Genomic DNA, 25,613 nt, shown 5'->3' with positions numbered 1-25,613 from the left:
TGCTTGCTCAGAAGCATCGCATGGTCAGACGCCGATCGTAACCGCATTGGCAGCTTGTTCCCGTCGACGATCCACCTGCGTTCCCCGGCCGGTTGCTACCGCTCAGGGGTTTCGAGCAGCTCAGCGAGCCGGGGACCGATCTCGGCCAACGCTTCGGCAGAGGTCATCAACTCGTGCGTCGACCCGATCGGGCGATCGATGATCTCATCGGAGACGAAAGGCTGCCAGTCGGTGGGGGCGCGATCTGCTCGAGCCTCGGCATCGACCGTGGCGCGGAAGAACTCGAGCGTCCCCTCGAATACCCCCGGCCGGTACTGCGACTCCAGCTCGACTGTGCGCATGGCCGTGCGGTAGATCAGCCGTATACGTTCGGGGGTGAGCACGTCCACGCCCTGGCCGATGGCCATGGTGTGCAGCGCCGCCACGGCCTCATCACCGATTTCCTGCAGATTTTCCGCCGCGGGCAGAGCCGCCGCGCCCAGTCCCAATTCGGTGAAGGCCTCGCGGATCTGGTTCCGGAAATCGGTGAAATCGCCGCCCGGGTAGGCGTCCAGAATCGCGAGCAGTTCGACCTGCGCGCCGTCGGCCTGCAGTTCGGTCGCCACCGCGTGGGCCAGCTTGCCGCCGAGCGACCAACCGAGGATCCGATACGGCCCCTCGGGCTGCACCGCCCGCATCTCGGCGACATAGCGACGCACGATCTCGACCATCGAGCCCGGGTCATAGTCGTCTTCGGTGAGCGCGGGTGTCTGGATGCCGTAGATCGGTTGGTCGGCCGGGAGGACCCCGGCCAGTCCGGCATAGGACCACGACAGTCCGGCCAGCGGGTGCACGCAGAACAGCGGCGCCCTGGTGCCCGCGGCGCGGATCGGGAGGATCACGCCGAGTGCGGCCGCGGAGCCGGAGTCGAAATCGCGCCCGTGCTCGAGCACCGCGCTGATCTGCTTCGAAATGCCGAGCACCGTCGGCTCGGTGAAGAACCAGGCGACCTTGATCTGCGCGCCGGTCACCTTGCGCAGTCGGCTGACGACCTGGGCGGCCAGCAGCGAATTACCGCCGAGGCCGAAGAAGTCGTCATCGATGCCGACCCGGTCGATGCCGATGACCTCGGCAAAGACAGCGGCGACTGTCGATTCCAGCGGGGTCGTCGGTGCGCGGAACTCCCGTGCCGCGAAGACAGGATCGGGCAGGGCGCGGCGATCGAGCTTGCCGTTGGGGTTCAACGGCATGGCGTCGAGGACCATGATGGCGGCCGGAACCATATAGGACGGCAGATGTTCGGCGACATGGGTCCGCAGTGCCTCGGCATCGACCGCGGTGGTGGCTACGACATAGGCGACGAGCTGATCTGAACGCACCAATGCCACCGCCTGGGCCACCGAATCGTGTGCGGTGAGCGCGGTTTCGACCTCGCCGAGTTCGATGCGCAGACCGCGCAGTTTGACCTGGAAGTCGGTGCGGCCGAGGTAGACGATCGAACCGTCGGCCTTGCGGGTGACCAGGTCGCCGGTGCGGTACATCCGGGAACCGGGGCCGCCGAACGGGTTGGCGACGAAGCGATCCGATGTCAGGTCGGTGCGACCGGCGTAGCCGCGGGCCAATTGCGCACCGGCCAGGTACAACTCGCCCGCGATGCCTGACGGCACCGGATGCAGCCGGGAATCCAGTACGTACGCTTGGGCATTCCAGACCGGCAGGCCGATCGGCACCGCGCCCTCGATATCGGCGGCCACCGGACTGTGCGTCGCGTGGACGGCGAATTCGGTCGGTCCGTACAGGTTGCAGAGCTCGGCTGAGCTGACCTTGCGGATGGCCTGCACCGCGTCGGCAGTGAAAGCCTCACCAGCGATCAACAGGGTGCGCAGGGATGCCAGTGTGGAGCCGTCGACCGCGCCCGCGAAGACGGTCAGCATCGAGGGCACGAACGAGGTCATGGTGACCCGCTCGGCCGCAATGACCTCCGCGAGGTACTGCGGGTCACGATGGCCGTCCGGGGCGGCCACGACGATTCGGCCGCCGGTGGACAACGGGCCGAAAAGCTCCCACACGGACACGTCGAAGGTGGCGGGGGTCTTGAACAGCACGATGTCGTCGGCACCGATGCCGTATTCGCCGGTGATCCAACGGATCTGGTTCACCACTGCGGAATGCGGCACCGCCACACCCTTCGGGCGACCGGTCGAACCGGAGGTGAAGATGACGTACGCGGGGTTGCTCGGCCGCAGCGGCGCAATCCGCTCGGTGTCGGTGACCGGCTGCTCCGAATAGCCGGACAGGTCCAGCTCATCGATCGTGATCGTAGGCAGTTCAGTCTCGAAGTCGTCGCGCGAACTGGTCAGAACGCACACCGGTGCGGCCGACTCGAGTACATACCCGATCCGCTCCGCGGGCTGCTCGAGGTCGAGCGGCACGTAACCGCCACCGGCCTCCTGCACGGCGTATGCGGCGACCACGAAATCGACCGAACGCCGCAGGGCAAGGGCGACAAGCTTTTCTGGTCCGACATCAGCCTCGATCAACCGCCGCGCCAGCCGGTGCACACGCACACCGAATTCGGAGTAGGTAGACGAAGTGCCGGTCGCCGGATCGATGATCGCGACCGCATCCGGCGTCACCGCGGCCTGCCTGGCGAATTCATCCACAAGCGTCCCCACCGCGGCGAGCTCACGGTTGGTGTCGTTCCACCGCCACAGCACCGCGGCCCGTTCGGTATCGCTGAGCAGATCGATATCGCCGACCGGTGCGTTCGGCCGGGCAATGATCTGTTCGAGCAGCCCGACGAACCGATCCGCGAACCCTTGGACGGTGGCGTCATCGAAAAGATCCCTGGCGAAGGACAATTCGGCGACCATACCGGCACTCCGAGCCGCCTCCTGAATGGTCAGCGACAGATCGAATTTCGCGGCATCGATCTCCAGGTCGACCGCGCCGATGCGCAATCCGGGCAGTTCGAACGAGGTGTCCGGCAGATTCTGGAACGACAGCATGACCTGGAACAGCGGATGCCGCGCGGTCGAGCGCACCGGGTTCAACAGGTCGACCAGCCGCTCGAACGGAATGTCGGCGTGTGCGAAGGCCCGCAGATCCGCATCCTTCGTATGTGCCAGCAGCGCATCGAAACTCAGTTCACCCGACACCGCGCTGCGCAGCACGAGGGTATTGACGAACATGCCGATCACATCATCGAGTTCGGCCTCGCCGCGACCGGCGACCGGGGTCCCGATGACGATGTCATCGGTGCCGGACAGCCGCGCCAGCAAGACCGCGAGCGCGGTGTGCACGACCATGAACATGGTCGCATTCTCGGCCCGCGCGAGTTCCTGCAGGCCACGGTGCAATTCGGTGCCGACCGCGAAGGCCACCCGGCCACCGCGGAACGACTGCGTCGTCGGACGCGGCCTATCCGTAGGCAGATTCAGCTCGTCCGGAATACCGGCTAGCGCGTTGCGCCAGTAGTTCGCCTGGGCCGTAACGACGCTGTCCGGATCGGCTTCCGAACCCAGCACCGCACGCTGCCAGATGCTGAAATCGGCGTACTGCACCGGAAGTGGCGACCAATCCGGTGGCGAACCGGCCGAGCGAGATGCGTAGGCGATCATCAGATCCCGGGTCAGCGGGCCCATCGACCAGCCGTCCGCGCTGATGTGATGCGCCACCAGCACAAGCACATGCTCGTCCGACTCGACCTGGAAGAGCTTGGCCCGCACCGGAACCTCGACCGTCACATCGAAACCCGCCGAGGCCGTGGCGACGACCTGCATGGGCAGATCGGCCGCGCTCACCCGCACCGGCGTCAGATCCGGCACCGCCTGCTCGGCGGGCACGATCAATTGCACAGGACCGTCATCGGTCTGTGGATAAACAGTGCGCAGTACCTCGTGCCGCTCGATCAGATCCACGACGGCCAGCTCCAGCGCAACCAGATCCAGCGCACCGGTCAGGCGGACTGCGGCCGGAATATTGTTGACCGCCGAGGACGGATCGAGCTGGTTGAGGAACCACATCCGCTGCTGTGCCATCGACAGCGGAATCCGTTCCGGGCGCGGACCGGCGGTCAGCGCGCGGCGACCACCGGATCCGGCATGCTGCTCGATCTTGACCGCGAGCCCGCCGACCGTCGACGCCTCGAACAGGGTGCGCACCGGCACCCGGCCGCCGATGGCCGCACCGAGCCGGGCCACCACCTGGGTGGCGATCAGCGAGTTGCCGCCGAGTGCGAAGAAATCGTCGTCGGCGCCGACTCGATCCAAGCCGAGCACATCGCCGAAGACGCCCGCCACGATTTCCTCGACCGGTGTTGCCGGGGCACGGAATTCGCGGCTGGCGAAGGTGGGTTCCGGCAGCGCCTTGCGGTCCAGCTTGCCGCTGGTATTCAGCGGGAGTGAATCGAGCGCCACGACGGTGGCCGGAACCATATATGCCGGAAGAGTTCCCGCGATCACGGTCAGCAGTTCGGTCTGATCGATCTGGTGACTGGGGGCAGGCACGGCATACGCGACCAACTGGTCGCCCAACGTCGACGGCAGCACAACGGCCACCGCCTGGCTCACCGAAGCCTCGGCCAGCAGCGCGGTTTCGATCTCGCCGAGTTCGATGCGCTGACCGCGGAATTTGACCTGGAAGTCCGTGCGGCCGATGTATTCGAGCACACCGCCGGACTCGGTCGCGCGCCAGACGACGAGGTCACCGGTGCGGTACATGCGTGTGCCATCGCCGAAGGGGTTGGCCACGAACCGATCCGAGGTCAGATCGGGTCGGCGCACATAGCCGCGGGCCAGCTGGTCACCGGCCAGGTACAGCTCACCGGCCACGCCGGCAGGCACCGGATGCAGTCGCGAATCCAGTACGTATACCTGGGTGTTCCACTGTGGCAGGCCGATCGGGACGCCGGGGCGGTCGTCGCCGCGCGCCTCCCAGTAGGTCACCGAGACCGCCGCCTCGGTCGGACCGTAGAGGTTGTGCACGCGGGCATTCGACATGGCCCGCACGGCGGCGACGGTTTCCGGCGGCAGCGCCTCGCCGATCACGAAGATGTCCCGCAGCGTCGGGCAGGAGCCCGCCGGTGTGTGCGCGGCGAAAACGGTGAGCATCGACGGAACGAAGTCAGTGACGGTGACGCTCTGTGCAGCAATGGTTTGCGCGACATAGGCCGGGTCGCGGTGGCCGTCGTGCGTGGCGACCACCAGTTTCGCGCCCGCGCGCAGTGGCATGAAATAGCCCCACAGCGAGACGTCGAAGGTGGTCGCGGTCTTCTGCAGGTACACATCGCCGACGCCGAGCGGATACTCCGCTAGCATCCACGTGGTCTGGTTGTGGATGGCCGCTTGCGAGATCGCCACGCCCTTGGGACGTCCGGTCGAGCCCGAGGTGAAGATGACGTAGGCCGGGTTCTCCGGACGCACCGGACGCAATAGTTCGTCGGCGCGCACCGGATTCGCGTCGAATCCGTCCAGTGCCAACGTATCCAGGTGCAGTACCGGCGTATCACCTGGCACCGCAACCGCATCCGCGGTGGTGGTCAGCACCGCCACGGGCTGGGCGGTATCCAGAATGTGCGCGATCCGCTCCGCCGGATGATCCGGATCCAACGGCACATACGCGCCACCGGCCGTCACGATCGCGTACATCCCGACGACCAGCTCCACCGAACGCCGAATCGCCAGGCCGACCAGGGATTCCGTGCCGACACCGCGCTCGATCAGCAACCGCGCCAAACGGTTGACCCGCTGATCGAATTCCCGATATGTCAGGGTCGCGGAGCGACTCGATGAGCGGTGGTGGCCGGGCGACGGGTGGGCCAGGGTCGCGGAGCGACTCGATGAGGGGTGGTGGCCGGGCGACGGGTGAGCCGGCTCGGTGCCCTCGTAGACCACCGCGATCGCGTCGGGGTGGTCCGCGACCGCTCGGCGATAACCGTCGAGCAATAGTTCCGGGGCCACCGGATTGGCGGTCTGGTTCCATTCGAGCAGGATTTGCTCCTGCTCGGCGGTGGCCAGCAGGTCGAGTTCGCCGACCGGGATGCGCGGTGCGGCGATGATCCGGTCGAGCAGGCGTGCGAAGCGCTCGGCGAACCCCTCGACAGTCGCCTGATCGAAAAGGTCCCTGGCATAGACGAATTGACCGGCGATACCGGCGGGCACGCCGTTCGCATCGTAGGCGTCGCTCACGATGAGGTTCAGATCGAACTGCGCAACCTGGGTGTCGATGCCGACTCCGGTGACGGTGAGGCCGGGCAGTTCGAGGCTGGACTGCCCCAGATTCTGGAACGACAGTCCGACCTGGAACAGCGGATGCCGCGCGGTCGAGCGGACCGGGTTGAGCACCTCGACCAGCCGCTCGAACGGTATATCCGCATGGGCAAAGGCCCGGATATCGGCCTCCCGCTGGCGCGCGGTCAGCTCGGCGAACGTGGCACCGGCATCCACCCGGGTGCGGAACACCAGGGTGTTGACGAACATGCCGATCAGATCGTCCAGCGCGGCCTCACCGCGACCGGACAACGGGGTACCGATGGCAATGTCATCGGTACCCGAGAGCCGCGCCAGCAGTACGGCCAGCGCGGTGTGCACGACCATGAACAGCGTCGCGCCCTCGGCACGCGCCAATTCGATGAGGGCACGGTGGGTTTCGGGATCGATGCGCACCTCGGCCGTGCCGCCCGCGAAGGACTGCACCGCAGGACGCGGCCGGTCCGACGGCAGATCCAGCTGTTCGGGCAGATCGGCCAGTGCGTCACGCCAGTAGGCGACCTGCTCGGCCGCCAGTGATTCCGGATCGTCCTCGCTGCCGAGCAGTTCGCGCTGCCAGATGCTGTAGTCCGCGTACTGCACGGGCAGTGGTGCCCAGCCCGGCGCGGCATTCGCGGAGCGGGCTGCATACGCGAGCATCAGGTCGCGGGTCAGCGGTGCGACCGACGAACCGTCACCGGAGATATGGTGCACCACCATGGCGAGCACATATTCGTGTTCGATGACGCCGTCCGCGGATCCCTGTGCACCCACGCCAGCCACCACCTCCGACCCCGCCGCACCAACACCGCCGATAGCGAACAGCACGACCCGGACCGGCACCTCGCGGGTGACGTCGAAGGTCGTCGAAGTCAGCTCGACGACTGCGGATTCGAGTTCATCCGACGCGACCTCGCGGACCTCGAGTTTCGGCACGACACCATCCGAGGGCAGAATCAGCTGGACCGCACCCGCATCGGTCTGCGGGTAGATGGTGCGCAGGATTTCGTGCCGCTCCACTACATCCGCGACCGCTTGGCGCAGCGCCGCCACATCGAGGGTGCCGGTGAGCCGCACGGCAATCGGGATGTTGTAAGCCGTGGACTCGGTGTCGAATCGGTTGAGGAACCACATCCGCTGCTGTGCCAGCGACAGCGGAATATGTTGCGGCCGATCGCCTGCCACCAATGCCTTGCGAGCGCCGGTACCGGCGAGCTGTTCGAGCTTGACCGCGAGTTCGGCGACCGTGGATGCCTCGAAGAGCACCCGAACGGGTACCCGGGTGTCCAGTGCCGCGCCGAGACGCGCGACCAATTGCGTTGCCAGCAGCGAATTTCCGCCGAGGGCGAAGAAATCGTCGTCCAGGCCGAGGTAGCGGCCGTCGTCGGTACCGGTGCCGATGCGCAGCACGGCCGCGAACGTGCTTGCCACGATCTGCTCGGTATGGCTCTTCGGCGCACGGAAGGCAGCCTGCTCGAAGACCGGTTCCGGCAGCGCCTTTCGATCCAACTTGCCGACCGGGGTCAATGGGATCTCGTCGAGCACGACGACCGCGGACGGCACCATATGCGGCGGTAGACGCCGCGCGGCGTGTTCGACGAGCACTCTGGGCTCGATGACCCGACCGGGCACCGGCAGCACATAGGACACCAGGATCGTGACACCCGCGTCGCTCCGCCTGCCCATGGTGATCGCGAATTCGACATCGGCGTGCCCGCCGAGCACGGCATCGATCTCACCGAGTTCGATGCGGTAGCCGCGAATCTTCACCTGGAAGTCCGAGCGGCCGACGTATTCCAGCGCCCACGGGATCGACGGCAGCGCCGCATTGCCCATCCGTAGGTCGGGTTCGGCGAACCAGCGCACCACGTCACCGGTGCGGTACATCCGCGCTCCCGGCTCGCCCCACGGATTGGCCACGAAACGCTCCGCGGAAAGCCCCCGACGGTTGTGGTACCCACGCGCCAACGCGCCGCCGGACAGATACAGCTCCCCCGCCACGCCCGGCGGGACCGGGTGTAGCCGAGCATCCAGCACCAGCGCCGACATGCCGTGTACCGGTGTGCCGATAGTGATCGGCGAACCCGCCCGCAGCGTCGCGTAGGAGGCGATCACGGTCGCCTCGGTCGGGCCGTAGCCGTTGTAGTATCTGCGGCCCGGCTGCCACTTACCGAGCAACTCCGGTGTCGTGGCATCGCCGCAGACCATGAGCATTTCGAGCTGCTCGAGCCCGACCGGATCCACCGAGCTCAGCACCGCCGGGGTGATGATCGAATGCGTGACCCGCTCGCTGCGCAGCAGATCACCTAGTTCCGGACCGCCGATGATCGCCGCAGGGACAATCACCACAGTCGCGCCGACCGAAAGCGCGACAAGCCATTCCAGCACCGACACGTCGAAGCTCGGCGAACAGATATGCAGCAGCCGGTGCCCCGGCTCCAGCCGGTACAGGCCGACCGAATGGTCGACCAGGCCGCCGAGACCGGTGTGGGTCACGGCGACGCCCTTGGGCATACCGGTAGAGCCGGAGGTGTAGATCACGTAGGCCACATGGTGCGGCCGCAACGGCATGATCCGGTCGGCGTCGGTGACCGCTGCGGCGGATCGGTCGGCGCACAGCGCGTCCGTCGCTGCATCGTCGAGCGCAAGCCATTGCACGTCGTCCGGCAACTCACTCAGGTACTGCGAACCTGTCAGGCCGACGAGCGCACCCGAATCGGTCAGCATGTGCCGCACTCGATCCACCGGGTAATTCGGGTCGACCGGGACATGTGCGCCACCGGCCTTCGACACCGCCAACACGGCGGCCACCATCTGATACGAGCGCGGCAGAGCCAGCGCCACCAGGCTTTCCGGTCCAACGCCGCGATCGATCAGCACCCTGGCCAACCGCGACGAGTACTCGTCGAGTTCGCGATAACTGATCGACCGGCCCTGATAGCGGATCGCGGTACGCTCGGCACCACGACGCAGCCCGCGCACCAGCAGATCGGGCAGCAGCCCACCGGCCGTCACATGATCCGGATGCACCCGGGTCAGGAGTTTCGCCTCGGCTTCGGCCAGCAGCGGCAGATCACCCACCGGCAGCTCCGGCCGGGTGGTGATCGACTCGAGCAGCCGAACGAACCGATCCGCGAAAACCCGAACGGTGGACTCGTCGAACAGGTCACGCGCGAATGAAAACACCGCGTACATGCCCTCGGATGTGCCCGGCAGCTCGGTAATCGCCAGCGACAGATCGAATTTCGCAGTATCGATATCGAGAGCGACGGCGCCGACCCGCAATTCGGGCAGCTCGAATGAATTATCCGGCAGATTCTGGAACGACAGCGCCACCTGGAACAGCGGATGCCGTGCTGTGGACCGCTCCGGATTCAGCAGATCGACCAGGCGCTCGAACGGAATATCGGCATGGGCGAAGGCCTGCAGGTCGGCGTCCTTCACCGCCGAAAGCAATTCCGGGAAGGTCGCGCCGCCGCGTACCGGGGTCCGCAGCACCAGCGTATTGACGAACATGCCGATGACGTCGTCCAATTCGGCCGCACCCCGACCGGCTGTCGGCGTGCCCACGGCGATGTCCTCGGTGCCCGACAGACGTGCCAGGAAGATCGCGAGCGCGGTATGCACGACCATGAAGATCGTCGCGTTCTGTTCGCGGCCGATCTCCCGCAGCCTGCGGTGCACCCGCGGGTCGACCGTGAAACCGACTGTGCCACCGGCGAACGACTGCGTCGTCGGGCGCGGCCGGTCGGCGGGCAGGTTCAGCTCGTCGGGCAGTCCGGCCAGTGTCGTGCGCCAGAATTCGGCCTGCGCGGTGATCAGGCTTTCCGGATCGTCCTCGGAACCGAGCACTTCCCGTTGCCAAAGACTGAAATCCGCGTATTGCACCGGCAGCGGCTGCCAGGCAGGCGGTGTACCTGCCGCGCGCGATGCGTAGGCGAGCATGAGGTCGCGGGTCATCGGTCCCATCGACCAGCCGTCCGCGCTGATGTGGTGGGCCACGAAAACGAGCACGTACTCGTTCTCAGGTGCGACCTGGAACAGTGCGCCTCGCAATGGCACCTGATCGGTGACATCGAATCCGGGGGCGATGATCTCGACGATCTTCGCGTGCACCGCATCCGGCGTGACCTGCTGCGGAGTCAGATCCGGAACCGCCTGTGCCGCAGGCACGATCACCTGATGCGCGATACCGTCGCGGTCGGCAGGATAGACGGTGCGCAGGGTTTCGTGCCGCTCGACCAGATCGGCGACCGCCTGCTGCAATGCGGCGATATCGAGCGCACCCGTCAGCCGGACCGCGACCGGCAGATTGTTCACCGCCGATTCGGTATCGAACTGGTTGAGGAACCACATCCGCTGCTGTGCCAGCGACAGCGGAATCTGTGCCGGCCGTGCACCGGCCACCAGCGGCACCTCGCGACGCTGACCCGCGCCGGGTGCGACCGCGGCGGCCAAGGCGGCAACCGTCGGCGCTTCGAAGACGGCGCGCACCGGGACGCGGTTGCCGATCGCGGCACCGAGCCGGGCCACCACACGGGTGGCGACCAGCGAATTACCGCCGAGGTCGAAGAAGTCGTCGTCCGCACCCACGCGCTCGATGCCCAGCACATCGGCGAATACCTCGGCAACGGAGCGTTCCAGCGGCGTCGACGGTTCCCGGTAGGGCTGTCCGATGAACTCCGGTGTGGGCAGGGCCTTGCGGTCGAGTTTGCCGCTCGCATTGAGCGGCAAAGCGTCCAGATGCACGATCGCGGACGGGACCATATATGACGGCAGCGCCGCGCGTGCCTGGTCGAGCAGGGCATCGTCATCGATCTGCGCGCCGGGCGCGGCCACCACATACGCGACCAGCCGATCGCCGGCGCTCCCCTTGACCAGCGCCACCGCGGCGCGCTGTACGGCATCCAGACCGAGCAGCACCGTCTCGATCTCACCGAATTCGACGCGCTGGCCGCGCAACTTGACCTGGAAGTCGCTGCGGCCCAGGTATTCCAGGGCGTGTCCGCCATCGCGAGGCAGCCAGCGCACCACATCGCCGGTGCGATACAGCCGCGCACCTTCGACATGCGCGACGAACCGTTCGGCCGTCAGCGCTGGTGCATTCACATAGCCACGCGCCAATTGCACACCGGCGACATACAACTCGCCGACCGCACCGACCGGTACCGGCCGCAACTGCCGGTCGAGCACATGCACCCGAGTGTTGGCGACCGGGGTACCGATCGCAATCGCCACGCGCCCATCGGCTTCGGCGGGATAGGCGGTGACGACCGTCGCCTCAGCCGGGCCATACCAGTTGAACAGGTCCGCATCGGGTACGAAGGTGTTGAAGCGCACGGCGGTCTCCCCCGACAGCGCCTCACCGGCGGCGAACACCCGGCGCAACGACGGGTACGCCGCCGGCGCGCCGTCGAGAAATGCGTCGAGCATCGACGGCACGAAATGCACAGTGCTGACCGAGTATTCGTCGATCACCCGGGCCAGGTACGCGGGATCGCGGTGCCCATCCGGTTCGGCGATGACCACCGCCGCCCCGGTCTGCAAGGTCCAGAACAGCTCCCACGTGGAGATATCGAAGGTGATCGGCGTCTTGTGCAGCACCACATCACCAGGACCGTGCGGATAGGTCCGCTGCGCCCAACGGAATTGGTTCGCCATCTGCCGATGCGTGATCGCCACGCCCTTGGGCCGACCGGTCGAGCCGGAGGTGTAGATGACGTAAGCGGTGTTGCCGGGAAGCGGCGCCGTGACGGTCGGCAGGTCACCGAAGATCGAGGCGTCGGCCGCAGAGCGAACAGGTCGCTCGAAAATGTCCACATAGACCAGCGGTGTGTCGGTCTCGGTTTCGAAGCCGGTCCCGGTCGTGGTCAACACACACACCGGCGCCGCACTGGACAGCACATATTCACTGCGCTCGGCCGGATGGTCTGGATCGATCGGCACATACGCCCCACCGGCCCGCAGCACACCGTAGATCGCGACGACCATCTCGATACTGCGCCGCATCGCCACCGCCACCAGCGATTCCGAGCCGACGCCGCGACCGACCAGGTCCCCCGCCAGCTCCCGCGAACGCGCATCGAGTTCGCGGTAGTTCAGCGTGGTATCGCCGTAAATCACCGCGGGTGCGTCGGGGGTGCGGGCGACCTGCGCGTCGAACAGCGTCAGCAGTGTCGAATCATCCAGCAGCTCGGCCACTTCGGTGGCATTGACGGCGTCGAGCACGGCCCGATCGGCATCGGTCAGCGCGTCGACCTCAGCGACCTTTGCGAACGGATCGGTAAGGAAGCGCCCGATCAGTGTCGAGAAGCGTTGAGCCAGCGCTCGCGCCGCCGCCTCGTCGAAGACATCGCGCAGGTATTTGAGGGTGAAGTGCATGCGCGCGCCGGGGACGATCACTACGGTGACCGGATAGTGCGTGCCGTTCACCGCGACCGCGCCCTCGATGCTCATGCCATCGAGTGCACCCGCCGCCGCAGTAAGCGCCTGCTCGTCGACCGGGAACGATTCGAACACCACCAGGGTGTCGAAAAGCCCTTCCACGCCGACGATTTCCTGAATTTCGCTCAGGCCGACGTAGTGGTGGTCCAGCAGCGCCGCCTGTTCGGACTGCAACTGCCGCAGCAATCCGGCGAGGGTGTCGTTCGCATCCAGGCGCACCCGGACCGGAATCGCATTGAGGAACAACCCGACCATGGTCTCGATGCCGTCGAGCTGCGGCGGCCGCCCGGAAACGGTGGCACCGAAGACGACATCGTCGCGATCCACACTCCGGCCGATCAACAAACCCCAGGCCGCCTGGATGACGGTATTGACGGTGACCCCGGCATCGGCGGCCAACCGGCTCAGCGCCTTCGTGTCCGCCTCGGTCAGTTCGAAACCGACTTCGCCTACGCCCGCGGCGATTTCGCGGGCCGGATCGACCGAAGCCAACGGTGTCGGCTCGGTGATGCCGTCCAGCACCTCGCGCCAGGCCTTGCGCGCGGCCCCGTGGTCCTGCGCACCGAGCCAGGCCAGATAGTCACGGTAGGAGCGGGCCCGCGGCAACTGGCTCGCATCACCACCGAGCACATAGAGCGTCAGCAGGTCCTGGGTCAGCAGCGGCATCGACCAGCCGTCGATGAGGATGTGATGACTGGTCACCAGCAGGTGATAGGCATCATCCGTCGAACGGATCAGCGTGAACCGCAGCAGCGGCGCGGTCCGCATATCGAAGTGGTCGGCCAGCTCGGCGGCCATGATCCGCTGCAACTCGGCAGTGGCGTCCGCGCGATCGGTGAGATCGACTGCACGCCAGGGCACTTCGACCTCGTCGAGCACGACCTGCACCGGATTACCCGCGGCATCCTCGGTGAATGCCACCCGCAGATTCACATGCCGACCCACCACGGCGACCGCCGCCGCGCGTAGTCGCTCGGCATCGACATCGCCGCCGAGATCGACCATGAACTGGGTCATATACGCATCGACCGAGGACTCGGCCAATTGCGCGTGGAACAGCATGCCCGACTGCAGCGGGGTCAGCGGCCACACCTCGGCGAGCTTCGGGTATTCCCTTGCCAGCCGGTCATTATCGGCCTGGGACAGCTCGACAAGCGGACCCTGCGTGTCGGTCTCGACCAGTGCCCCCTGCGTGGCGAGCGGCGCGAGTACGGCGACCGTACGCGATTCGAAAACGTCGCGCGGCGTGAAGATCACCCCGCGCGCCCTGGCCCGCGACACCACCTGGATCGAGGTGATGCTATCGCCGCCGAGTGCGAAGAAGTCGTCGTCGAGACCGATGCGCTCGATACCCAGCACCTCGCCGAGCACCTCGGCGATGATCTGTTCGATTTCGGTCTTCGGCGCCCGGTACTCCTTGGTCTCCAGCACCGGTGCGGGCAACGCCCGGCGATCCAGCTTGCCGACCGGGGTCAGCGGAATCGTATCGAGCACCGTAATGGTCGTCGGAACCATATGTGCCGGTAGTGAGCGTTCGGCGAAGGCGGTCAGCTCGCCGGTATCGACAACCGCGTCGCCCGCCGGGTGCACATAGGACGCGAGAATCGTTGCACCGGTGTCGAGTTTGTGCCCGATGGTGACCACAAAGTCGACACTCTCGTGCGCGCCGAGCACCGCATCGATCTCACCGAGTTCGATGCGGAATCCGCGGATCTTGACCTGGAAGTCGTTGCGGCCCAGGTATTCGATCTCACCGGCCGATGTCCAGCGCACCACATCGCCGGTGGCGTAGAGCCGAGAACCGCTGGGATCGAACGGATTCGCCACGAAACGCGATGCGGTCAGCGCGGGCCGATCGTGATAACCACGCGCCACCTGCGAACCCGAGATGTACAGTTCGCCGACCACGCCGCTGGGCACCTGATTCAGTCGGTCGTCGAGCACGTATTCGGTAATGGCCCGGATCGGGCCGCCGATGGTCACCACCGCACCGGGTGTCATCGGCGAGCTGATATTGGTCATGATCGTGGTCTCGGTCGGCCCATAGCCGTTGAAGAACTCACGTGTTCGGCCGTCGGCGATCGGTAATACCCAGCGCCGCACCAGATCCGGCGGACAAGCCTCGCCACCGGCGACGACGACCCGGAAATCGTCGAGCCCCGCCGGATCGACCGAGGCGAGCGCGGCCGGGGTGATGAATGCGTGCGTCACCCGTTCCCGGCGCAGCAGCGTCGCCAGTTCGTCGCCGCCGTAGATATTCGGCGCGACCACCACCATGGTCGCCGCACCGCCGAGTGCGAGCAGCAGCTCGAGCACCGACGCGTCGAAGGACGGCGACGCGAAATGCAGTGTGCGCGACTGGTTCGTGACGCGATACCGCTCGCGCTGTTCATCGCAGAAGCTGGACAATCCGGCCTGCGTGACGACAACACCCTTCGGCCTGCCGGTGGAGCCGGAGGTGTAGATGACATAGGCCGGGTGCTCCGCCCGCACCGCGCGAACCCGGTCCGCATTGGTGATGGCCTCGCCCGAGTATTCCGCCAGGCGCCGTGCGAATTCGGGCGCATCGATCACCAGCCACTCGACCCGATCCGGCAGCTCCGCCGCCACCTCGGCGACCGCGAGCCCGAGCACCGCACCGGAATCGGTCACCATGTGCGCGACGCGCTCGGCCGGGTAATTGGGGTCGACCGGCACGAATCCGGCACCGGTCTTGGCCACCGCCCACACCGCGACCACCGACTCCAGCGACCGCGGAATACCAACGGCGACAAGATCTTCCGGACCGACGCCGCGTTCGATCAGCAACCGGGCCAACCGGGTGGACCGATCGTCGAGTTCGGCGTAGCTGAGCTGTCCCAGGGTCGCGCCGGCATCGGCGAAAACGACCGCGATGCCGTCCGGATTCGCCTCGACCGCGGCACCCATCAACTGTGGCAGCGTGGTGACCCGCGACTGACGGGTCCGGACCGGACGGCTTCGGGCTGGCCGGGTCACGCGAACGACCCCCCTCCGATACCGAGCGGCCGCGCCCGATCCTGTCCCACCGACCGGTATCCCGGCATAGGAACTTCCTCCCCTCGCTCATCGTCACTACCCGGATCTCCCGGGTGGAAGATCAGCTCGGGTGCTGGACGCCCAATAGCGCACCGAGGTCGACCACAACCGGGACGGCCCCGAATTCCGGCGCGGGCGCGCCGTCATCGAGCACCACCGCGTGCAGATCCTCCAGCCCCGTCACCTCGACCGGCCCGAGTCCGGCCCGATCGATGAACAGGTGTGTAACCCATTCGTCGGCCAACAGTGCCGAAAGCGTTACGTTATCCAGGTCGCCGGCGGTCACCACCACCGACGCGCCGTTCTCTCCGGCCGCGACCACTTCCAATAGCGCCGCCGCCGAATCCGCGCGGCCGTGCCGGAACACCCGGGACTCGAAGGTGAGCTCGGTGCGCGCCCGCAGCCGCTTGGTCGCGACGGAAATATCGTTGTAGGACAACGTAACCGCGGCCACGAAGGCCGGATCCTCACCGCGCAGCGCCTGCGTCCGGTTGGCATAGGTCACCGGGCGCGGCGATTCGGCGGCGATCTCGGCGAGCACATCCGGATCGTCGAGTGCCAGCCAGTCGACGCTGCTGTCGGCGGGCCATGCGCCGGTGGTAATTCCGACCTTGACCTGCAGGCCGACGGGCAGTGCTCCGTCGAGGGCGGTCACCGGGGTCAATGCGGCACCGGCTTTGAGCACGGCCCAGGTGGCAACCACCGCGTCCACCCCGCGATCCAGCCGGATCGCGACACCGGTGCGCGGACCGCAGCCGCGGGCGATCAGCACCCGAGCAAGTCGCGAGGACCGCGCGTCGAGATCCTGGAAGGACACCGCGTCCTCGCCGAAGACCACCGCGGGTCCGTCCGGATCGTCCTCCACCGCGGCGGCCAGCGCCTGGGTCAGGGCAGCACCGCTGATGACCGGTACGCCATCGGCGGCAGGCTCGAGCACCGTTTCCGGCGCGGCCAGTGCGCGATCGCGTTCGGCGGCATCGAGGATATCGATATCGCCCACGCTGACCTGCGGGTCCGCGACCACCGCAGTGCAGATCCGAGTCAGCCTGCGGCCGAATGCCTGCACCGTCGGCGCATCGAAAAGGTCTGTGGCGTAATTGAATACCGCGACGAGCTCGCCGGGTGCGCCGTCCGCACCGTGCCGTGGCTCGACGGTCAGCTGCAGATCGAACTTCGCCGCGACCGCACCGGTATCCAGTGCCGCGACCGTCAGCCCCGGCAGTTCCAGTTTCGGCTGCTCGAGATTGTCGAAGGACAGCACCACCTGGAACAGCGGATTGTGCGAGGTCGCGCGGTTCGGCAGCACCACCTCGACCACCCGCTCGAACGGGATATCGGCATTGCCGAAGGCCGAAAGGTCGGTCTCGCGAACAAGTTCGACCAGCGCGTCGAAGGTGGTCCCCGATTCGGTCCTGGTGCGCAGCGCCAAGGTATTGACGAACATGCCGACCAGATCGTCGAGCGCGCGCTCGCCGCGGCCCGCGATGGGGGTGCCGATGGTGATATCGGAACTGCCCGACAGCCGCGCAAGCAGCACCGCGAGCACCGCGTGCACGACCATGAACAGCGACGAATTATGTTCCCGGGCAATGCGAATCAGTCCGGCGTGCACCTCGGGCGAGAGCGTGAAGGCCATCGAAGCACCGCGCATGGACGGCACCGCGGGGCGCGGCCGGTCCAGCGGCAGCTCGATCGCGCCGGATAGTCCGGCCAGTTGGTCGCGCCAGTAGGCCAATTGCTGTGCGGCGACGGAGTCCTCGTCGTCATCGGTGCCGATGACCTCGCGCTGCCAGATCGCGAAGTCGGCGTACTGCACCTCGAGCGGCGTCCAGGTCGGGACATCGCCCGCACAGCGCGCGGCGTAGGCGAGCATGAGGTCACGGGCCAGCGGGGCCATCGAGGCACCATCGGCCGAAATGTGGTGCACCACCATGGCGAGCAGGTGACGGTCCGGGGTATCACCGCGCAGCAGTACGCCGCGCACCGGAACCTCTCGGGTCACATCGAATCCGGTCGACATCAGCTCGGTGATGCGGACTATCGGGTCGGCGTTCGACTCGACGGCGAGCCCGCCCGGCCAGGCCTCGGCGACCGGCAGGATCTCCTGGTACGGCAGCCCGCCGGGACCCGTCGACGGGTAGCGGGTGCGCAGCGCCTCGTGCCGCTCGAGCACATCGGCGACCGCATCGCGCAGCGCCTGCACATCGAGCGCACCGGTCAGGCCGATGCCGAGCGGAATGTTGTAGGCCGCCGAGCGGGTATCGAACTGATTGAGCACCCACATGCGCTGCTGCGCCAGCGACAGCGGCACCCGCTCCGAGCGCACCGCCGCGACCAGCGGGGCACGAGTTCCGGTCGAGGATCCGGGCACGATCCGCGCGGCCAGCGCCGAAACGGTCGATGCCTCGAACAGTTCGCGCACCGAGACATTCGCGTCCAACGCCTCGTTGATCCGGCTGACCGCCCTGGTGGCCAGCAACGAGTTACCGCCGAGGCCGAAGAAATCGTCGTCCAGGCCGACATCGCGCATGCCGAGCAGTCCGGCGAATACCTCCGCGACGGCCTGCTCGATGGGGGTCTGCGGAGCGCGGTAGGTGGCGCTGCTGACGAATTCCGGTGCGGGCAGCGCCTTTCGGTCCAGCTTGCCGTTGGGAGTCAACGGCAGCGCGTCCAGTACGACGATCGCGTCCGGAACCATATAGCTGGTGAGGAAATCGGCGACCGCAGTGCGCAGCTCCGCACCCACTACCCGCGAATCCGGCTCGGCTACAACGTATCCGACCAGGCGATCACCAGCGTGCTCGTCGGAGCGCACCAGCACAACTGCCTGGCTGACCGAAGGCTGGGCAAGCAGCGCCGATTCGATCTCACCGAGTTCGATGCGGAAGCCGCGCAGCTGCACCTGCTGGTCACTGCGCCCGGCGTATTCGAGATTCGCGTGGCCCGCGAAACCAGCCCAGCGACCGAGGTCGCCACTGCGGTACATGCGAGATCCCGGGGCACCGAACGGATTCGCCACGAAACGGGCCGCGGCCAACCCGGGCCGACCGAGGTAGCCGCGGGACAACTGCCCACCGCTGACATAGATTTCGCCCGCCACTCCGACCGGAGCCGGATGCAGCCGGTCGTCGAGCACATAGCTCTCCAAGCCTGGCAATGCGCGACCGATCGCGCTGGCCGGATTCTCGGCGAGCTGCTCATCCAGCGCCAGGAACGACACGTGCACCGTAGTCTCGGTGATGCCGTACATATTGACCAGCCACGGCGCATCGAAGGCGTGCCGCTCGTACCAGCGGCGCAGCTGACGCAGGTCCAGTGCCTCACCGCCGAATACGACATAGCGCAGCGCGAATTTGCCCTGGTCGCCGGCATGCGAGGCGCGATCGGCCTCGGCCAGCTGATAGAACGCCGACGGCGTCTGGTTCAGCACCGTGACCTGTTCGCGAATCAGCAAGTCGCGGAACTGTTCCGGCGAACGCGAGGTCAGATAGTCGACGACGACCACGGTGCCGCCATTGGCCAGCGCGCACCACAGTTCCCACACCGAGAAGTCGAAGGCGAAGGAGTGGAACAGCGTCCACACATCGGTATCGTCGAATTCGAACATCAACTGGGTGTTGGCGAACAGCTCCACCACATTGCGATGCGCGACGCCGACGCCCTTCGGGACGCCCGTGGAGCCCGAGGTGTAGATGACGTAGGCCAGGTTGTCCGGACGCAGCCGGGACGTGCGCTCGATATCGGTGATCGGCGATTCGCCGAAGCCCGCTGTCTCATCCAGCAGCACCAGCGGAATATCCGTCGCCGGAATTTCGCCCAGCAGATCGAATGTGGTCAGCACACAGGTCGGCTGCGCGTCGGTGAGCATGAACTCGAGCCGCTGCGCCGGGTAGGTGGTGTCGATCGGCAGATACGCCGCACCCGCGGTGAGCACGCCGAGCAGCGCGACGGGCAACTGCTCGGACCGCCCGATGGCAACGGCGACCAGTGCTTCCGGCCCCGCACCGCGCGCCATCAGCGCCCGTGCCACCTGGTTCGCGCGCCGCTGCAGTTCACCGAAACTCAGTGCGGTATCACCGAATCGGACCGCGATCGCATCCGGACGGCGGCGTGCCTGCGCCTGGATGAGATCGAGCAGCGTCACATCGGGCACCGTCGCCCCGGCCGAATTCCATTCGTGCAGTACCAGATCGCGCTCGCCGGGGGCGAGTAGATCGATATCGCCCAGCACCGCATCGGAATCGGCGGCCACCGCGGACAGCACCCGCAGGAAGCGGTCGGCGAAGTCCTGCACGGTGGCGGCGTCGAACAAGTCGGTGGCGTAGGTGAACGTCGCCGACATGCCCCTGGCGGCTGTGTCCGATTCGCGCCGCTCCCGGTGCCCTACGTGGTTATGCTCCGCTACCGCCTCCGGGCCCGTCGCTCGCGCCGCAAGGTTTTCCGCGATCTCGAGCTGCAGATCGAACTTGGCCAGCGACACCCCGTGATCCACACCCGCGACCGCCAGGCCCGGTAGCTCCAGTTCGGTGCGCGCCAGATTCTGGAAGACCAGCATCACCTGGAACAGCGGATGCCGCGCGGCCGAGCGCACCGGATCGAGCAGCTCGACCAGCCGCTCGAACGGCACGTCGGCGTGTCCGAAGGCCTCGATGTCGACCTTGCGCACCGCACGCAGCAGATCGTCGAAGGTCATGCCGGGATCGATCTCGGTCCGCAGCACCAGGGTGTTGACGAACATGCCGATCAGATCGTCCAGCGCCGCCTCACCGCGACCGGCGACCGGGGTGCCGATCGCGATATCGCGGGTGCCCGACAGCCGCGCGAGCAGTACCGCGAGCGCGGCGTGCACAACCATGAACAGCGTCGAATTGTGCTCGTGCGCAAGATCATTGAGTCGCGTGTGAATCGCGGCGTCGATGTCGAACGCGACGACGGCGCCGTTGTGCGATGACGTGGCAGGCCGCGGCCGATCCGCGGGCAGATCCAATTGGTCCGGCAGCGCGGCCAATTCGTTGCGCCAGAATTCGATCTGCTGCGCGAAGACCGATTCCGGATCGTCCTCGCTGCCGAGGATCGCGCGCTGCCAGATGGTGTAGTCGGCGTATTGCACCGTCAGCGGCGGCCATTCGGGCCGTCCACCGCGCAGGCGATCGGAGTACGCCGCCACCAGATCGCGGGCCAGCGGACCGAGCGAGAAACCGTCGCCCGCGATGTGGTGCACCACGCACACCAGCACGTACTCGGATTCGCCGAGCCGGAACAGCCGCAGCCGCACCGGCGGCGCGACCGTCACATCGAATCCGGCCAGCACCTCGGCACTGATCAGCTCCGGAAGTTCTTGTGCCGCAGCGTCGGTGAGTGGAAGGTCCGGCACCGCGCGCACATCGGTTACCGGCAGGACGACCTGGAATCCCTCACCATCGATGTCCGGATAAATGGTGCGCAGCACCTCGTGCCGCTCGGTCAGATCGCGCGCCGCCGCACGCAGTGCCTCGACATCCAGGCGCCCGGACAGCCGCACCGTCAGCGGAATGTTATTGACCGCGCCTGCCGTATCGAAACGGTTCAGGAACCACATCCGCTGCTGCGCGTACGACAGCGGAATCCGATCGGGACGGGTCTGCGCGGTGAGCGCCCGGCCGTCGGCCGAACCCGCGTGCTGCTCGACTCGTTCGGCCAGTACCGACACTGTCGAGGCCTCGAAGATCAGCTGCACCGGCACCCGGACACCGAGTGCGAAACCGATGCGCGCGGCGGCCTGGGTGGCCAGCAGCGAATTGCCGCCGAGTTCGAAGAAGTCGTCGTCGACACCGACGCGTGCGTCCGTGCCGCCACCGTGCAGCACCGCCGCGAAGACATCGGCGATGATCTCCTCGACCGGTGTCGCCGGGGCACGGAACTGACGTGCCGCGAAGACCGGTTCGGGCAGTGCCGCCCGGTCCAGCTTGCCGACCGGGGTCAGCGGGATCTCGTCCAACACCATGATCGCGGCCGGAATCATGTAGTCCGGCAACGATTCTCCGATACGCGCCGCCAGCTCTCCGGTATCGAGGGTGGCACCGTCACGCGGCAGCACATACGCGACCAGCGCGGTGGTACCCGAGGGCAGCGTCTTGCCGAGGGTGGCCGCGAAGTCGACATCCGGATGTGCGGTGAGCGCGTTATCGATCTCGCCGAGTTCGATCCGCAGACCGCGGATCTTGACCTGGAAATCGGATCGTCCGAAGTACTCCAGTGCACCGGTTTCGTTGCGCCGCACCAGATCTCCGGTGCGGTACAGACGCGTCCCTGGACTATCGAACTCCGCGCCGAACGGGCTGGCCACGAAGCGCTCCGAGGTCAGCTCCGGTCGACCGAGATAGCCCTGTGCGAGCACCGCACCCGAGACGTAGAGCTCACCGACGACGCCGGCGGGCACCGGCCGCAAACGCGCGTCGAGAATGAACGCGCCGACGCCCGCGATGGCGGAACCGATGGTGATGGGCTCACCGGACTGAAGTGCCTCGGTGCTGGTGACCATGACGGTCGCCTCGCTAGGCCCGTAAGCATTGAATACCGAGCGGCCGCTATCCGCCCACCGGGCCACCAATTCCGCGGGGAGCCGATCACCACCGGCCACCACGACCTGCAGGTCATCGAGATCAGCGGTATCCAGCGATTCCAGCGCACCCGGGGTGATCAGCAGATGGGTGACCTGCTCGCGGCGCAGCAGATCCGCGAGTTCGACACCGCCGAATACCGTCGGCGGCGCGATGACCAGCGTCGCGCCCACCGAGAAGGTGAACAGCGTCTCCATCATCGAGAAATCGAAACTGGGCGAGCTGAGATGTGAGACGCAGGAATCCGCATCGATCAGATAGTGCTCGCCGATCGCCGCGAGCCCGGCCAGACCGGTGTGGGTGACCGCGACGCCCTTCGGCTTACCGGTGGAACCCGAGGTGTAGATGACATAGGCCGGATGGTTTTCATTGACCGTCCGCACCCGATCGGCATAGGAGACCGGGTGATCGGGCCGGGCGGCGATGCGCTCCGACAGCACCGGATCGTCCAATTCGATCCAATACGCCGAGGTCCCGAGCTTCGCGCGATGCGCCGAGGTGGTCAGACCGTGTGCGGCACCCGAATCGGTCACGATGTGCTGGATCCGGTCCGCCGGATAGTTCGGATCGACCGGCACATAGGCCGCACCGGTCTTCGCGATCGCCCACAGCGCGACGATCGATTCGACCGAGCGGGTAATACCCATCGCCACGTAATCGCCCGCGCCGATCCCGCGAGCGATCAGCTCGCGCGCGACCCGCGAGGAGGCGGCATCCAATTCACGGTAAGTGAGTTCACGCTGGTCAGCCGGATTACCGGTCGGGTTGAAGCGGAGTGCGACAGAGGTGGCGGCGGACTCCACTGCGGCAGTGAGCAGCTGGGCCAAAAGTGGGCTTCCCGACCTGCGGCGGCGACTACCTCGGGCGGAACGACGAGCAGTTTCCATTCGGGTGTAATCACCTCTCGGGTCGAGCTAAGACCTGCCCCCGACCCCGTAAAAGGGCATCGTTGCGCCGGGGGCCAAACCAGTCCGAGTCATCATATAAGCGTTGAACATGCACTGATACGCCTCAGCCTCAGACGGCGCAGACGCGACAGCTATGTATCGGTCTCAGACGGTAGATGTTGCGACGCGCCCCGCCGCAGTGAACTACGTCACATAGCAGATGTGCATCTCCAGCCCGGATTCTCCATTGAAGCTGACCTCATTCGTCGAGCCACCGCTCGATCTGATCGAGGTCCGCGGCCGAATAGGTAGTCGCGCCGTCTTCGGCATCGAGCAGCATCCAGTCGTAGGGCACCCCGGAAGCACGTTCGAGCCGATAGCCCGCCCGTCCGGCTCGTGCCGTGAGCTGCCGAATCCGCACCGCCGTGGGCTCGGCCGGTACCAGCCTAAGCCGCCTGTCGTCGTCCACTAGACGAACCGCCCTCGTGAATTTCTCCGGCGCGGAGTGAATTCCGCCCAGTACTCATGCCGAATCGCATCCCACAGCCGCGAAAGCTCCGGAAATCGCTCTCGCATCTGCGCCAGATCCGGGGCCGAAGCCGCAGTGCACAAAAGCAAGGGTTTCTCGGAACCATTGCGCACCAACATCATCCGAATCTGATGGTGGTCAATCCGCCACTCGGCCAGCCAGCCGTCTACTTCGGTGCGATGCTCGCCCATGCCCTACCCATTCGGATCGAATGCCAGGGACTCGAGCCTGTCCAGCACCTCACGTAGCGTCCCCGGCGAATGCCCGCTCGGCAGTAGCGCGTCGCTCTCGGACGCTCTCGGGTAATAGATCCCCCTGGCGGCGGCGCGTTCACGCGGACTCATCGATTGCGGGACCAACCGTCCGGCGAGCACGAGCGTCTGGTACGCCGCCGATTTCCACACGCACCGGTTGATACGGCACGCGCGATGCCGTTGCCACAGCCCGTGCGCCAACGTCACGTCCACGGCATCGCACAGCCGCGGCACGGTGACGAGTACGGTGTGCGATTGCTTCGCACCGTTCCGAATCCGAATGTCTTCGTAGCCAGGGCGTTTCGCGACGTTGCGGCTTCCGTGTTGCTCGACCATGTGGTTATGTTGCTCCCGCCACACGGCGTCAGCAGGGCCGAAACGGATAGTCCGATCAAAGTTGGCCATCCCCCCAGAATCTCGACCGGCCAACAGATCGAATAAGTCCGAACCGGACTGCGACCTGGGCCGTTTCGGACCAAGCAGGGGAAGGGGAGTCATGGCAAGGGAGGATCAACCGGACTCGACGCTGCCGCGTCGACAACTCGGCCGCGCACTTCGAGAGGCCCGCGAGGGAGCCGGGTTCACACTCGAGCAGGCGGCGCGCGAGATGGAGATAGGCAAGACCTCGGTCATACGGGTTGAAAAGGGGCACAACGACAAGATCAAACTGCGCGATGTCGAGGGGTACGGCCGCATCTATGGTCTCGATGAGCGAAGGATCGAGGAACTGAAATCCCTTGCGCAGGAGACGGCTACGAAGTCTTGGTGGCAGGCATTGCGCTATTTGATGCCGCCTGGATATGGCACATATCTGGGGCTCGAATCCGGCGCATCACGGCTGTCGGTGTATCAACCCATAGTCGTTCCCGGACTGTTTCAGATAGCCGACTACGCCAGAGTCATCGAACAACCGGTCCTGCCGGGTGACACACCGGAGGATCTCGAACGCCGAGTTGAAATGCGATTGCGTCGAGCCGCGATTCTGACTCGGCAGCACAGACCGGTGACAGCTGATTTCATCCTGCATGAGTGCGTTCTGCACACGATTATCGGCTCGCGCGAGATCATGGCCGCGCAATTGAGGCATATCGCCGATATGAGCACGCGACCGAATATCACCATCCGAATATTGCCGTTCGCGGTCGGGTTTCAGGGCAGTGCGACTCCGGTTCTGCCGTACATCATTCTCGATTTCCCAGAGGACAGCCGCAGTTTCGGGACGGAGCCTCCGGTCGTCTACGCAGAACACACTCTCGGAGCAATGTTCCTCGAGGACAGGGCTGATGTGCAACGCTGCCGCGAGATTCATGACGACCTGCGGCGTGGCACACTGGACGAGCAAGCATCGAGGGACCTGCTCAGGCAGGTGGCAAGGAGATACGACTCGTGACCATCGATGTGACGGGCGCGAAGTGGTTCAAGTCATCGCGCAGCACTTCGGGCAGGGAGTGTGTCGAAGTCGCCTGGCTCGAAGCCGGTCACGTCGGAGTCCGCGACTCCAAAAACCCAACCGGCCCCGCACTGATCTTCACCCCCAACGAATGGGCCACCTTCACCACCGGCGTGCACGACGGCGAGTTCAACCACCCCACCGCATAGTCGCTCCTGCCCAGCTG

General features: G+C 66.3%; 6 protein-coding genes. 2 read left to right on the top strand and 4 right to left on the bottom strand.

Annotation, left to right across the window (positions count from 1 at the left end):
• Window positions 1-95 precede the first annotated feature (95 nt).
• From ACFYOW_RS43880 to ACFYOW_RS43865, 4 genes are all read right to left on the bottom strand, one after another.
• Window positions 96-15,668, bottom strand: coding sequence for an amino acid adenylation domain-containing protein (locus tag ACFYOW_RS43880; RefSeq protein WP_387297081.1), 15,573 nt, complete (start codon window positions 15,666-15,668; stop codon window positions 96-98).
• A gap of 121 nt (window positions 15,669-15,789) precedes the next feature.
• Window positions 15,790-23,214, bottom strand: coding sequence for an amino acid adenylation domain-containing protein (locus tag ACFYOW_RS43875; protein WP_387297079.1), 7,425 nt, complete (start codon window positions 23,212-23,214; stop codon window positions 15,790-15,792).
• A 259-nt stretch (window positions 23,215-23,473) separates the two neighbouring features.
• Window positions 23,474-23,635: a hypothetical protein gene (locus ACFYOW_RS43870; protein WP_157124820.1), complete on the bottom strand. Its 162-nt coding sequence runs from the start codon at window positions 23,633-23,635 to the stop codon at window positions 23,474-23,476.
• A 302-nt stretch (window positions 23,636-23,937) separates the two neighbouring features.
• On the bottom strand, window positions 23,938-24,333 hold the full coding sequence (locus ACFYOW_RS43865) for a hypothetical protein (RefSeq protein WP_387297077.1): 396 nt from the start codon (window positions 24,331-24,333) through the stop codon (window positions 23,938-23,940).
• Window positions 24,334-24,493: 160 nt separating this feature from the next.
• Here ACFYOW_RS43865 and ACFYOW_RS43860 point away from each other — a divergent pair, with 160 nt between their 5' ends.
• Both ACFYOW_RS43860 and ACFYOW_RS43855 read left to right on the top strand, forming a co-directional pair.
• Window positions 24,494-25,387, top strand: coding sequence for a helix-turn-helix domain-containing protein (locus ACFYOW_RS43860; protein ID WP_387297075.1), 894 nt, complete (start codon window positions 24,494-24,496; stop codon window positions 25,385-25,387).
• Window positions 25,384-25,596: a DUF397 domain-containing protein gene (locus tag ACFYOW_RS43855; protein WP_387297073.1), complete on the top strand. Its 213-nt coding sequence runs from the start codon at window positions 25,384-25,386 to the stop codon at window positions 25,594-25,596. The genes ACFYOW_RS43860 and ACFYOW_RS43855 overlap by 4 nt, the downstream gene beginning before the upstream one ends.
• The last annotated feature ends 17 nt before the right edge of the window (window positions 25,597-25,613 follow it).

Origin of the sequence: Nocardia sp. NPDC006982 (assembly GCF_042869435.1) — a bacterium.
GTDB lineage: Bacteria > Actinomycetota > Actinomycetes > Mycobacteriales > Mycobacteriaceae > Nocardia.
Note: the sequence above shows the minus strand (reverse complement) of the source record. Positions and strands in the feature narration are given on the sequence as shown.

Bases quoted from the DNA above. Each gene is read 5' to 3' on its own strand.
- ACFYOW_RS43875 (WP_387297079.1), bottom strand. From the start codon at position 23,214: ATGGAAACTGCTCGTCGTTCCGCCCGAGGTAGTCGCCGCCGCAGGTCG.
- ACFYOW_RS43865 (WP_387297077.1), bottom strand. From the start codon at position 24,333: ATGGTCGAGCAACACGGAAGCCGCAACGTCGCGAAACGCCCTGGCTAC.
- ACFYOW_RS43860 (WP_387297075.1), top strand. From the start codon at position 24,494: ATGGCAAGGGAGGATCAACCGGACTCGACGCTGCCGCGTCGACAACTC.